Consider the following 13,242-nt stretch of genomic DNA (forward strand, 5'->3'; position numbering starts at 1 on the left):
ACCCCGGCAGCGGAATCACATGCCCGTTATTCGTAGCAGTCCCGTAACTACAGCCGCGACGACAAGCACCACCAGGAACGGGGCGCGCAGCAGCAGGGCCACCACGGCGGCGGCCAGACCCGCCGTTCTGGGCCCGTCGAAACCCTGCCCGAACGACTGCACGGCGATCAGCGCGGCCAGCAGCGCCACCGGGACGACCGTGGCGAACCTGCGCACGGCCGGGTGGTCGAGCACCTTGCGCGGGGCCGCGAGACCGGCGTATTTCAGCAGGTAGCAGCCGACGCAGGTGGCGATGACGGCCCACCAGAGGCTCATCTGACCAGCACCACCAGGGCGCCCGCCGCGGCGAGCAGGACCGGTACGCCGGGCGGCAGGAACGGGGTGGCGGCCAGCGCGACGGCCGCCCCGGCCAGCGCCACCTTCCGGTCTTCGGCCGACTCCTTCAGGCGCGGCCACAGCAGGGCGAGGAACGTGGCCGGTCCGACCGCGTCGAGGCCGAAGACGGCCGGGTCGCCGACCGCCGACGCGCCCGCGGCGGCCAGGAACGTCGTCAGGTTCCAGGTGACGTACAGGCTGGCGAAGGTCGCGAAGAAGCCCGCCCGCGCCTCTCCGGGGTGGGCGAAGGCGACGGCCGAGGTCTCGTCGATGACGCCGTGGGCGGTGAACGCCCGGAACCTGGCCGGGAGGAGGGCGGCGAGGCGCAGGCCGTACAGGCCGTTGCGCGCCCCCAGCAGCAGCGCGCCCGCGACGCCCGGCACCAGCGCCCCGCCCCCGGCGACCACCCCCGCCAGCGCGAACTGCGACGCGCCGGTGAACGCGAACAGGCTCAGCGCGCACGCCTGCGCCACCGACAACCCGGCCGTCACCGCCGCCGCGCCGAACGCCAGCCCCGACACCCCCACCGCGAGCCCGACGCCGAGACCGGCGCGGACCGCGTCCTGCCTGGCCGGCATCAGACCGGCCGGAACGTTCGGGCGAAGGTCCGGAACCAGGGGGCCGCCTTGGCCCACGACCCCTCCGGGACCTGCCAGTAGAGGGCGTAACACTGGTTGTCGATGCGGAACGCGCGGTCGTAGACGCGCCAGGTGCCCGTCGAGGTGGTGTGCAGGAACTCCCAGTCGGCCCCCGGGGCGTCGAAGCCGCCGACGACCAGCGAGGTGCGCTTCATCGCGATGCGCCGGTAGTCGCGCAGGTAGCCCTTCGAGGTCGACGCCTGCTCGACCACCTCCAGCGCCTCCAGCGGGTCGTCGCGCTCCCACGGGGTGAGGTCGACCTGCAGGTAGCCCTGCATGCCCGGCCCCTGGAAGTAGACCCGCTGCCCCTCGCTCCGGTAGGGCGCCCACCCGGGCGGCAGCGCCACCGCGAACCGCAGCCGGTCGTCGTGGTATTCGGTCCAGCCCTGCGGCAGCGGCGGCGCGTCGTCAGGCGTGGGCTCCGGCGTGGGCGACGGCGTGGGCGACGGCGTGGGCTCGGGCGTGGGTTCGGGGGAGGGCGGCCGGGTGACCGGGTCGAGACCGCCGGCCACGACGCCCGGGTCGCCGTTCGCGGTCAGGGTCGTGTACGCGAAATAGCCCCCGATGCCCACCAGCGCGACCAGCAGGGTCGCCAGGGTGACGATCAGGAACTTGTCACGGTCCTTCTCCGGCGGGGGCGGCGTGCTGTAGGTCGGCGGAGCGGGGGTGAACGGGCCCTGGGGGGCGCTCCCCGGGCTCGTGAAGGCCGCCGGGAGGGGCGCGGGGGCGGCGGGTTGCGGGGTGTTCCTGGTCTGGCCGCCCTGGGGGTGCCACGTGCCGGAGGCCGCCTGGTGGAGCAGGTCCATGGCCTCGTCGGCGCCCATGCGCCGGGCCGGGTCCTTGCACATCAGCCCCGTGAGGACCGGGCCGAGCGGGCCCGCCCGGTGGGAGACCGGGGTCTCCTCGTGCAGGACGGCGGCCATGCTGGCGATCGGCGTGCCCCGGTCGAAGGGGGAGCGGCCCTCGACCGCCGCCCACAGGGTCGCGCCCAGCGACCACAGGTCGGACTCGGGGGTCGCCGGGTGGCCCGACAGGCGTTCCGGGGGGAGGAAGGCCGGGGTGCCGGTGATGGAGCCAGTCAGGGTCACCGACGGGTCCTCGGTCATCGACGCGATGCCGAAGTCGGTGAGCACCACCCGGTTGTCGGGGGTCAGCAGCACGTTCTCGGGCTTCACGTCGCGATGGAGGATGCCGGCCGCGTGGGCGGTCACCAGCGCGTCGAGGACCTGGGCGCCGATGGCCGCCACCCGGTCGGGCACGATCGGCCCGTGCCGGCGCAGCGCGTCGCCCAGCGAGGTCGAGCGCACCAGCTGCATGACGATCCAGGGACGGCCGTCCTCCTCGATGACGTCGTGGACGACGATCACGTTCGGGTGGGACAGGCGGCCCGCCGCGCGGGCCTCGCGGATGGTGCGGCGGTTGAACTCGGCGCGGTCGTCGTCGCTGAGCGCGGTGTAGAGGACCTCCTTGACCGCCACCGGGCGGTCGAGCAGGTCGTCGTGGGCGCGCCAGACCACGCCCATCCCGCCGCGGCCTATCCGCTCCTCGAGCTGGTACCTCCCCGCGAGGCGGCGCGACCCTTCCACATCATCCCCCTTCGGACCGTTTGGCATCGTCCCATAACGGGGGCTACTTGTCGGGTTCGAAGGACTTGGCGAAGTTGTCGAAGTAGTGGCGGTACTTGTCCCAGTCGCTGTGGCGGGTCTTCCAGAGGATCGCGTAGCCGTGTTCGTCGTCGACGACGAATCCCCGATTGAGGATGTGGCCGGTGTTGCCGCCGGGCTCCCAGGTGAACTCCCAGTCGGCCGCGTCGCGGAAGTAGTCGACCTTCTTCATGTACAGCCGCTTGTAGCCGTTCCACGTGCGCATGACCGGCTCCTGGTCCTGCCAGGCCTTCAGCGCGTCGGCACCGGGGTTGCCGGTCTGGCCGATCTGCAGGTAGGCCCCGTTGAGCGGACCACGGAAGTAGGTGCCTGAGGCGTCGGTGCGGTCGTACTTCCAGCCCGGCGGAAGGGCGATGGAGAAGCCGGTCTTGTCCTTGTAGGTCTTCCAGCCCTTCGGAAGCTTGTCCTTGTCCTCGTCGTCCTCCTTGGAGGGGGATTCGGAGGGCTCGGGAGAGGGCTCCTTCTCCTCGTCGTCGGAGGGCGTGGCGGACGGCTTGCCGGACTCCTCGCCCCCCGCGCCCTCGGACGGGTCGCCCGACGGGTCGGCGGCGGCGGTGGTGGCCGGGGGCTTGATCGTCGCGGCGGTGCCGGAGCCCTCGCCGGCCTGCTCCATGCCCAGCCACAACGCGACGCCGCCCACCACCAGGATCGCCGGGATCGCGACCAGCGCGACCTTGAGCAGGCCGTTCCTGCGCTCGGGGATGTCGACCGTGCTCCACACGTTGCGGCCGGAGTCGGGGAGCGGCACGGAGACCTGCTCGCCGTAGCGGGTGTGGCCGGGTTCGTCGGCGAAGAACGGCGACGCGCCGACCGGTTCGGCGTGGAAGGCGCCCGGGGCCGCGCTCGACTGCCGGGCCGGTGCGGGCTCGCTCGGCCGCGGCGCCTCGGCGGGACGCCCCGCGCCCGGCCGCACCCCGGCGCCGCCGTAGGGGGCGCTCGGCGGGCGGCGGTTGCCCGGCTTGGGGGCGGGCTTGGGCTCGGCCGCCGGTTCCTTGCCGGTCTCGGCGCCGTCCTCCTGCGCGAACTCGCGCACGGGGTCGGGCTCGGAGCCCTGCCGGGGGACCTCCGGCTTGGCCTCGCCGGCGGAGGCCCCGGAAGCCTGGCCGGGCTTCTCGCCCGCCGATTCGGCCGAGGGGGCCTGGTCCGGAACCGCCTTGCCGGCGGCGGCCGCGGCGCCGCCACCCGGGCGGCCCTTGGCCGGGGCCGCGGGGGTCTTCCCCGCCGGTCCGCGGTCGGCGGGTGCACCGGCGGCCGGCGGCTTCTTGGCCGGCTTCGCGGCCGGCTTGGGCGCGGGCTTCGCGTCGGGTTCGGCGGCGGGTTCGGCGGCGGGTTCGGCCGCCTCGGCCGGACGCTGCGCCGGGATCGCGTCTCCGGTCTGCGGGCCTGGTTCCGCGCCCGTCGACGGGGACGGCTTCTCGGCCAGGGATGCGGCCGGGGCGTCGTCAGAGCGTCCAGAAGCGGATTTCTTGGGGTGTTTGGTCGGGGTCGTCGGCAGGTCGGGGTCGGTCGCCTCGAACGCCTCCGGGGGCGTCGCCGACGGCTTCGGCACGCCGTTGGCCCGCCCGGCGCGCTGCGGGGAGGGCGGCGACGGCCAGCCCGAGGCGTCGACGGGGCGGGGCGCGGCCTGCTCGGTCGCGGCACGGCGGAGCAGGCGGGCGGTCTCGTCGTAGCCGGGGCGGGTCGCCGGGTCCTTCTCCAGGAGGCGGTCGAGGACGGGACGCAGCGCGCCGGCGTTCCTGGCGGGGTCGGGCGGCTCGGTCAGCACGGCGTGCATGGTCGCCATGGCCATGCCCTTGTCGTGGGGCGGGCGGCCCTCGACGGCGGCGTAGAGGGTCGCGCCGAGCGACCACAGGTCGGACTCGCGCTGCGCCGGGCCGCCGCGCAGCCGCTCGGGCGCGATGAACGCGGGGGTGCCGACCAGGCCGGTACGCGTCATCGTCGAGTCGGTCTCGACCCGCGCGATGCCGAAGTCGGTCAGCACGACGCGCCCGTCGTCGGCGAGCAGCACGTTCTCGGGCTTCACGTCACGGTGTAACACGCCCTGCGCGTGGGCCGCCCGGAGCGCGTCGAGGATCTGCAGCCCGATCTCGGTGGCCCGTTTGGGCGTGAGCGGCCCGTCCTGCCGGATCACCTGCCCCAGCGACCGCGACTCGACGAGCTGCATGATGATCCAGGGCCGCCCGTCCTCCTCGATCACGTCGTGGACGACGACCACATTCGGATGGGTCAGCCGCCCGGCGGCGCGCGCCTCCCGCATGGTCCGGCGGTTCAGCTCGGGCAGCTCGTCGCCCATCGCGCTGTCGTACCGGACCTCCTTCACCGCCACGGCGCGGTCGAGCAGCTCGTCATGGGCCCGCCACACGATGCCCATGCCGCCCCGGCCGATGGGTTCTATCAAGTGGTACCGGCCCCCGACGAGTCGGCCTTCCGCGTTCGTCATCCCCACCCCTTCCAGAACCCATGAATCGTCCCATGGATGGCAAAGGGATCAAACGCGAGCAGTACTGCCCTGGTAATCTCACGACATGTCCGTACGGATCGCGGATCTGACCATCGGAGAAGGGCGGCCGGTCGCGGTCCTCGGGGGTCCGCTGCTCGTCGAGTTGTCGCCGTCGGTCGAACTCGACGCCCTCGCCGGTCCCGCCGTCGCGGTCGTCGTCGACGACCTGACGCTCGTCCGGGCCGCCGCCCGCCTCGCCCTGCCGGTGATCCTCAGACGACCGCGCGACGCGCCCCTGATGGAGTGGCTGACCGCCGCCGACCGCTGCGAGGCCGAGGGGAACGCCTCGGTCGTGCTCTGCGAGGCGGTGCCCGACCTGGCGCTCGTCAAGGCCGCCCGCGCGGAGTCGGGGCGGCCGGTGATCGTCGACCTGGGGACGGACGCCGTGCTCGCCGGCGCCGCCGTCGCGGCGGGGGCCGACGGGCTCCTGCTCGGCCCCGACGCGCCGCCGGAGGTGGTCGACGCCGCCGTGGAGGACGCCCGGCTGATCGGCGCCGTGGTGCGCCCTGAGGCCCCCGAAGACCTGCCTCAGGCCCGCGCGGCGATCGACCGGACCGACGCCGCCCTCGCCGTCATCCTGGAGCGCCGGGCCGAGCTGGCCGGGGCGATCCAGCGGCTCAAGCCGGTCGGGGGGTTCGCCGGGCGCGACCCCGAGCGGGAGCGCAGGGTGGTCGCCGAGATGGCGCAGCGTGCGCCGCGCCTGGGCGAACCGGGGCTGCGGCCGATCATGGCGGCCGTCATTGAGGCGGGACTACACGCTGCTGAACGTGAGTGGCCGGCGCCCGCTTCGCGTTGACCAGCCGCCACCCGCCCCAGATCCCGCCCGCCAGCACCGGGATCAGGTAGAACGCCAGCCGCTGGTCCTCGTCGGCGAAGGGCATCAGGACCACCACCAGCGCCAGGAAGGCCAGCGTCAGCCAGTTCGTGTAGGGCGACCCCGGCATCAGGAACGCGGGCCGGGGCAGCTCGCCGCGCGTCCAGGCCTGCCGCAGTTTGATCTGGCAGTAGATCAGGGTGCCCCAGGTGGTGATCGTCCCGAGGGAGGAGATCGCCACCGCGATGGTGAAGGCCCTTTCGGGGATGTACGAGTACACCGCCACCCCCACCACGTAGACCGAGGCCGTCATGAGGATCCCGCCCACCGGCACGTGCCGGGAGCTCAGCGACCGGGTGAACCGCGGGGCCTCGCCGCGCTGGCCCATCGACCGCAGGATCCGCCCGGTGGAGTAGAGCCCGGAGTTGCACGACGACAACGCCGCCGTGATCACGATCAGGTTCATCACGTCGCCCGCCCAGGGGATGCCGAGCTGGGTGAACACCGTCACGAAGGGCGACTCTCCCGCGCTGTACGACGTCCACGGCAGCACCATGCCGAGCAGCAGCACCGAACCGACGTAGAAGATCGCGATGCGCCAGATGACGCTGTTGACGGCCTTGGGGAGCACCTTGTCGGGGTCCTTGGTCTCGCCGGCCGCGATGCCGACGAGCTCGATGGCGGCGTACGCGAACACCACCGCCTGCAGGCTCATCAGCACCGCCCCGAACCCCATCGGGAAGAACCCGCCGTGGGAGGTCAGGTTGGCGGGCGAGGCGCCCTCGACCGAGAAGATCACCAGGTAGAGCCCGACGATCAGGAAGGCCACGATCGCGACCACCTTGAGCAGCGCGAACCAGAACTCCAGCTCGCCGAACGCCTTCACCGAGGCCAGGTTCACCACCAGCACGACCCCCAGCGCGATCAGCGCGGTGAGCCAGCGCGGGAAGTCGGGCGCCCACAGGTGCACGTAGATCGCGATGGCGGTCAGCTCCGCGATGCCCGTGGCGGCCCAGTTGACCCAGTACATCCACCCGCTGGCGAACCCGGCCCAGGGGCCGACGAACTCGGTGGCGTAGGAGACGAAGGAGCCGGAGGTGGGCCGGTAGCTGACCAGCTCGCCGAGGGCCCGCATGACGAAGAAGGCGGCGACGCCGGCGACGGCGTACGAGATCACCAGGGCCGGACCGGCGGCGGCGAAGCGGCCCCCGGAGCCGAGGAACAGGCCGACGCCGATGGCGCCGCCGATCGCGATCATCTGCACCTGGCGCTTGCCGAGGGCGTGCGAATACCCCTCGTCGAGATTGGTTTTCTCCACCGATTCCCCCCGGAAGATCTCTTCCGCGACCGTATTCGTGCGGGGAGGTGATCACGCGTAGGCTCTACCTCCATCGGTCGGAAGATGGGGGTCTCATGGGCGATTCGTTTGTGCATCTGCACGTCCACACCGAATACTCGATGCTCGACGGTGCGGCCCGGCTGAAGCAGATGTTCAAACTGGTGGGCGAGCAGGGCATGCCCGCCATCGCGATCACCGACCACGGCAACATGCACGGCGCCTTCGAGTTCTACCGGCAGGCCACCGCCGCCGACGTGAAGCCGATCATCGGCATCGAGGCCTACATCGCCCCCGACGCCCGCTTCAACAAGAAGCCGGTCCTGTGGGGCGAGCCCCACCAGAAGAGCGACGACGTCTCGGCCGGTGGCTTCTACACCCACATGACGATCTGGGCGAAGAACCGCGCCGGCCTCCACAACCTGATGAAGTTGTCCTCGCGCGCCTACACCGAGGGTTTCCACCGCAAGTGGGCCCGCATGGACGCCGAGATCCTGGCCGAGCACGCCGACGGCCTGATGGCCACCACCGGCTGCCCGTCGGGCGAGGTGCAGACCCGGCTCCGCCTCGGCCAGTACGACGAGGCCGTCAAGGCGGCGGCGAAATTTCAGGACATCTTCGGCAAGGACAACTACTTCCTGGAGATCATGGACCACGGCCTCGACATCGAGCGCCGCGTCCGCGAGGGCCTGACCCGGATCTCCAGAGAGCTCGACATCCCGCCGCTGGTCACCAACGACTCCCACTACACCTACGAGTCCGACGCCCAGTCGCACGACGCCCTCCTGTGCGTGCAGACCGGCAAGCAGCTCTCCGACCCCGGCCGGTTCCGGTTCGACGGCAGCGGCTACTACATCAAGTCGGCCGACGAGATGCGCGCCGTCGACTCCTCCGACCTGTGGCAGGAGGGTTGCCGCAACACCCTCCTGGTCGCCGAGAAGGTCGACCCCACCGGGTTCTTCCAGCACAAGAACCTGATGCCGACCTACCCCATCCCCGACGGGATGACCGAGGAGGAGTTCTTCCGCCAGGAGGTCTGGAAGGGCATGCACCGCCGCTTCCCCGGCGGCGTCGACGAAGAACACCGCGAGTGGGTCGAGAACGAGCTCCGCGTCATCGTCCAGATGGGCTTCCCGAGCTACTTCCTCGTGGTCGCCGACTTCATCATGTGGGCCAAGAACAACGGCATCCGGGTCGGCCCCGGCCGTGGGTCGGCGGCCGGTTCGCTGGTGGCCTACTCGCTGGGCATCACCGACCTCGACCCGATCCCGTTCGGCCTCTACTTCGAGCGGTTCCTCAACCCCGAGCGCGTCTCCATGCCCGACGTCGACATCGACTTCGACGAGCGCCGGCGCGCCGACGTCATCAGGTACGTCACCGAGAAGTGGGGCTCCGACAAGGTCGCCATGATCGCCACCTTCGGCACGATCAAGGCGAAAGCGGCCGTGAAGGACGCCGGCCGCGTCCTGGGCTACCCCTACGCGCTCGGCGACAAGGTCTCCAAGGCGTTCCCGCCCGCCGTGATGGGCAAGGACATCCCGCTCTCCGGCATCTTCGACAGCGACCACCCGCGCTACAACGAAGCCGGTGAGCTGCGCAAACTCTACGAAGAAGACGTCGACGTCAAGTCGACCATCGACCTCGGGCGCGGCCTCGAAGGCCTGATCCGGCAGACCGGCGTGCACGCCGCCGGCGTCATCATGTCGTCGGAGGTGCTGACCGACTACATCCCGATCATGCGCCGCGACTCCGACGGCGCGATCATCACGCAGTTCGACTACCCGACCTGCGAGACGCTCGGCCTGCTGAAGATGGACTTCCTCGGCCTGCGCAACCTGACGATCATCGACGACTGCCTGAAGATGGTCGAGCTCAACACCGGCAACAAGATCGAGCTGCTCGACCTGCCGCTCGACGACGCCAAGACCTACGAGCTGCTGGCCCGCGGCGACACCCTGGGCATCTTCCAGCTCGACGGCGGCGGCATGCGCACCCTCCTGCGGCTGATGCGCCCCGACAACTTCGAGGACATCTCCGCCGCCCTCGCGCTCTACCGTCCCGGCCCGATGGGCGCCAACTCCCACACCAACTACGCGCTGCGCAAGAACGGCCAGCAGGAGATCACCCCGATCCACAAGGAGCTCGAGGAGCCCCTGGCCGACATCCTGTCCACGACCTACGGCCTGATCGTCTACCAGGAGCAGGTCATGGCCATCGCCCAGCGCGTGGCCGGTTACTCGCTCGGCGGCGCCGACCTGCTCCGCCGCGCGATGGGCAAGAAGAAGAAGTCGGAACTCGACAAGCAGTACGAGTTCTTCGAGAAGGGCATGAAGGACAACGGCTTCTCCAAGGAGGCCATCAAGGCCCTCTGGGACATCCTGCTGCCCTTCTCCGACTACGCCTTCAACAAGGCCCACACCGCCGGATACGGCCTGGTCTCCTACTGGACGGCCTACCTGAAGGCCAACTACCGCGCCGAGTACATGGCCGCCCTGCTCACCTCGGTCAAGGACGACAAGGACAAGTCGGCCCTCTACCTCAACGAGTGCCGCCACATGGGCATCAAGGTGCTGCCGCCCGACGTCAGCGACTCCGACTTCGACTTCACCCCGCGCGGCGCCGACATCCGCTTCGGTCTGTCGGCCATCCGCAACGTGGGCGGCAACGTCGTCGACGGCATCATCGCCGCCCGCAAGGAGAAGGGCCGTTTCACCGACTTCAAGGACTTCCTGCGCAAGGTGCCGGCCCAGGTCTGCAACAAGCGGGTCATCGAGTCGCTGATCAAGGCGGGGGCGTACGACTCGATGGGCCACGTCCGCAAGGGCCTGGTGATGGTCCACGAGCAGGCCGTCGACGCCATCATCGACATCAAGAAGAACGAGGCCATCGGGCAGGACTCGCTGTTCGGCGCGGTCGACGGCGGGGAGGACCAGACCTTCGACGTCACCATCCCCGAAGGGGAGTGGGACAAGAACACCGTCCTGCAGTTCGAGCGGGAGATGCTCGGCCTCTACGTCTCCGACCACCCGCTCCTCGGCGTCGAGCACATCCTGTCGAGCGGCGCCGACTGCTCGATCACCGCCCTCCAGGACGACTCGCGGCCCGACGGCCAGATCGTCACGGTCGGCGGCATCCTCAGCGGCGTGCAGCGCAAGGTCACCAAGAAGGGCGACACCTGGGTCCTCACCCAGCTCGAGGACCTCGGCGGCTCGATCGAGGTGATGATCTTCCCGTCGGCCTACCAGTTGTGCGCGACGATCCTGGCCGAGGACGCGATCGTCTTCGTCAAGGGCCGCATCGACAAACGAGAAGACGTCGCCAAGATCATCGCGATGGAGGTCACCCAGCCCGACCTGACCGTCGAGTCGGGCGGCCCGCTCGTGGTCAGCCTGGCCATGGCCCGGGTCACCCCGCCCGTGGTCGGCCGGCTGAAAGAGGTGCTGACCACCCATCCCGGCACCACCGAGGTGCACCTCCAGGTGCACAACGGGCCGCGGACGACCGTGATGCGCCTCGACGACCGCCTGCGGGTGACCCCCAGCCCCGCCCTGATGGGCGACCTCAAGCAGCTCCTCGGACCGGCCTGCCTGGGGGCGTAGCGTTACCCTGCGTTACGGTGTGTTAGGTTGACCATGGACTCCCCCTGTCCGGCGACGGGGGGAAGTGGCATGGCGCGGGTCACGACTGCCGGTGGACTGGCGGTGTGCGGTGCACTCGGCGGGGTCCTGGCGGCGGCGCTGGTCGCGCCGATCGTCGCCGGGGCCGGGGTGGCGAGCAACACGGCGGCCGGCACCATCACCAAGCTCCCGCCGCCGCCCCGCGAAGACCCGCTGCCCGAGGTGACCCGGCTCGTCGACAAGGACGGCCGCCAGTTCGCCCAGTTCTACTCCCAGAACCGGCAGTCGGTCACCATCGACCAGGTCTCCAAGCCGATGCGCGAGGCCATCGTCGCGATCGAGGACGCCCGCTTCTACGAGCACGCGGGTCTCGACGTGCGGGGCACGATCCGGGCGCTGATCGCCAACACCCAGGCGGGCGGCATCCGGCAGGGCGGTTCGTCGCTGACCCAGCAGCTGGTGAAGAACATCCTGGTCAACCGGGCTGAGTCGGACAAGGAGCGGGACAACGCCCAGGTCCGCAGCATCCGCCGCAAGTTCACCGAGATGCGCTACGCGCTGGCGCTGGAGGAGAAGTACTCCAAGGACCAGATCCTGGAGCGCTACCTGAACATCGCCTACTTCGGCGCGGGCGCCTTCGGCGTGCAGGCGGCGGCCCGCCGGTTCTTCGGCGTGTCGGCGAAGGACCTCACCCTCGGCCAGGCGGCGGCGCTCGCGGGGGCGGTCCGGACGCCGTACTCGACCGACCCGGCGCGCGGCGAGGAGCAGCGCGAGAAGCTGCAGCAGCGCCGCGACCTGGTGCTCGACCGCATGGCCGAACTCGGCGAGATCACCCCCGTCGAGGCGGCGGCCGCGAAGTCGCAGGCGCTCGGCCTCAACATGCGGTCGGAGCCCGGCGGCTGCGCCGAATCGGCCTATCCCTTCTTCTGCGTGTACGTCCAGCACGAGATCCTCGCCAACCCCGCGTTCGGCCACTCCCGCGCCGACCGCGAACGCCGCCTCCAACGGGGCGGCCTCACCCTGAAGACCACCCTCGACGCGACCGCCCAGGCGGCGGCCGACAAGGCCATCCAGGCGCGCGTCGCGGCCGAGGACACCGAGGTGGCGGCCGAGGCGATGGTCGAGCCCGGCACCGGCCGCATCAGGGCGCTGGCGGCCAGCAAACGTTACGGCAGCAACCCCGGCGGCAAGGTCACCGGCCCCAACACGACCTTCAACCTGCCCGCCGACACCGCCCACGGGGGCGGCATGGGCTTCCAGGCGGGCTCCACGTTCAAGATCTTCACGCTGGCCACCGCGCTGGCCAAGGGGTGGAAGTTCGGCCAGGGGTTCGACACGCCCGGTGTGTTCGTCCCGTCGGAGGGCTTCACCGACTGCGCCGGCAAACCCGTCAACGACCCGAACGCCAAGATCTACAACGCGTCGGGCGAGGGCAAGGGCGGCCCCTACAGCCTGGAGCTGGGGACGTGGAAGTCGTCCAACATCTTCTTCATGATGCTGGAGCGCGAGGTCGGCCTCTGCGACGTCATCCGCACGGCGAAGGCGCTCGGCATCCAGCGCGCCGACGGCGGGAAGTTGTCGGAGGTGCCGACCTTCACCCTGGGCGTCAACGAGATGGACCCCCTGACGGTCGCCGCCGCCGTGGCGACGTTCGGCGCACGCGGCAAGTACTGCAAGCCGGTGGCCATCACCGAGATCGTCGAACGCGACGGCCGCCGCGTGGAGATCCCGCCGAGCTGCTCCGCCACCGTCGACCCGGCGGTCGCCGACGCGGTCAACGACGTGCTCTCGGGCGTCTTCACCCAGGGCACCATGAAGGGCCAGTCGATCGGCCGCCCGGCCGCCGGGAAGACGGGCACCAACAACAACTACACGTCGGCCTGGTTCGCCGGTTACACCCCGAACCTGGCCGCCGCCGTGAGCGTGGGCGACATCCGGGGGTCGTACAAGTACCCCCTGAACGGGGTCCGCATCGGCGACCAGACCTACGGCTCGGTCCAGGGCGCCTCACTGCCCGGCCCGATCTGGGTCGACTCGATGCAGCAGGCTCTGAAGGACACCCCCGCCACCGACTTCACCGCCCCCGACATGGGCCGCTTCGGCGGCGGCTTCACCCCGGGCCTGCGCGAGGCGATGGCCGCCGAACGCGGCGACGTCGAGTACGAGTACTGGTACGAGGACGAGAACGGCAACCTCTACCCGGAGGAGGACGACTACTACCGGGGCGGCCCCCGCGACGACTACTACCGGGGCGACCCGCGCGCCGACGGCGAGCGCCGCCGCCGCCGCGACTGATCG

General features: G+C 71.0%; 8 protein-coding genes. 3 read left to right on the top strand and 5 right to left on the bottom strand.

Going from position 1 to position 13,242, the window contains the following annotated elements; all coding sequences use genetic code 11:
- Positions 1-15 precede the first annotated feature (15 nt).
- From AW271_RS00105 to AW271_RS42760, 4 genes are read right to left on the bottom strand one after another with little or no spacing between them, the layout of a single operon-like run.
- A complete protein-coding gene (locus AW271_RS00105; RefSeq protein ID WP_062330086.1) occupies positions 16-315 on the bottom strand; it encodes an AzlD domain-containing protein in 300 nt (99 codons plus the stop codon).
- The gene (locus AW271_RS00110; RefSeq protein WP_062330088.1) at positions 312-953 is read right to left on the bottom strand and encodes an AzlC family ABC transporter permease; all 642 of its coding nucleotides are present in this window, start codon (positions 951-953) and stop codon (positions 312-314) included. Before AW271_RS00110 ends, AW271_RS00105 begins: the two co-directional genes overlap by 4 nt.
- Entirely contained in the window at positions 953-2,626 is a 1,674-nt protein-coding gene (locus AW271_RS00115) for a serine/threonine-protein kinase (RefSeq protein WP_063817805.1), read from the bottom strand. The genes AW271_RS00110 and AW271_RS00115 overlap by 1 nt, the downstream gene beginning before the upstream one ends.
- A 16-nt stretch (positions 2,627-2,642) precedes the next feature.
- Positions 2,643-5,117 (bottom strand): serine/threonine-protein kinase, encoded by a 2,475-nt coding sequence (locus AW271_RS42760; protein WP_062330092.1) that lies wholly within the window; start codon positions 5,115-5,117, stop codon positions 2,643-2,645.
- Between the two features lie 85 nt (positions 5,118-5,202).
- Here AW271_RS42760 and AW271_RS43030 point away from each other — a divergent pair, with 85 nt between their 5' ends.
- The gene (locus tag AW271_RS43030; RefSeq protein ID WP_083975863.1) at positions 5,203-5,973 is read left to right on the top strand and encodes a chorismate mutase; all 771 of its coding nucleotides are present in this window, start codon (positions 5,203-5,205) and stop codon (positions 5,971-5,973) included.
- On the opposite strand, the gene AW271_RS00130 is transcribed toward AW271_RS43030, so the two are convergent.
- Positions 5,915-7,309 (bottom strand): amino acid permease, encoded by a 1,395-nt coding sequence (locus tag AW271_RS00130; protein WP_062330093.1) that lies wholly within the window; start codon positions 7,307-7,309, stop codon positions 5,915-5,917. The genes AW271_RS43030 and AW271_RS00130 overlap by 59 nt on opposite strands.
- 95 nt (positions 7,310-7,404) lie before the next feature.
- Here AW271_RS00130 and dnaE point away from each other — a divergent pair, with 95 nt between their 5' ends.
- Both dnaE and AW271_RS00140 read left to right on the top strand, forming a co-directional pair.
- Positions 7,405-10,926: a DNA polymerase III subunit alpha gene (gene dnaE, locus AW271_RS00135; protein WP_062330095.1), complete on the top strand. Its 3,522-nt coding sequence runs from the start codon at positions 7,405-7,407 to the stop codon at positions 10,924-10,926.
- Positions 10,927-11,028: 102 nt separating this feature from the next.
- Positions 11,029-13,239 (top strand): transglycosylase domain-containing protein, encoded by a 2,211-nt coding sequence (locus AW271_RS00140; protein ID WP_063817806.1) that lies wholly within the window; start codon positions 11,029-11,031, stop codon positions 13,237-13,239.
- Positions 13,240-13,242: the final 3 nt, after the last annotated feature.

It is taken from the genome of Herbidospora sakaeratensis (genome assembly GCF_001570525.1).
GTDB classification, from domain to species: Bacteria; Actinomycetota; Actinomycetes; order Streptosporangiales; family Streptosporangiaceae; genus Herbidospora; species Herbidospora sakaeratensis.

Coding starts and splice junctions, on each gene's coding strand:
- AW271_RS00105 (WP_062330086.1), bottom strand. CDS start 315: ATGAGCCTCTGGTGGGCCGTCATCGCCACCTGCGTCGGCTGCTACCTG.
- AW271_RS43030 (WP_083975863.1), top strand. CDS start 5,203: ATGTCCGTACGGATCGCGGATCTGACCATCGGAGAAGGGCGGCCGGTC.
- dnaE (WP_062330095.1), top strand. CDS start 7,405: ATGGGCGATTCGTTTGTGCATCTGCACGTCCACACCGAATACTCGATG.
- AW271_RS00115 (WP_063817805.1), bottom strand. CDS start 2,626: ATGCCAAACGGTCCGAAGGGGGATGATGTGGAAGGGTCGCGCCGCCTC.
- AW271_RS00110 (WP_062330088.1), bottom strand. CDS start 953: ATGCCGGCCAGGCAGGACGCGGTCCGCGCCGGTCTCGGCGTCGGGCTC.
- AW271_RS42760 (WP_062330092.1), bottom strand. CDS start 5,117: ATGACGAACGCGGAAGGCCGACTCGTCGGGGGCCGGTACCACTTGATA.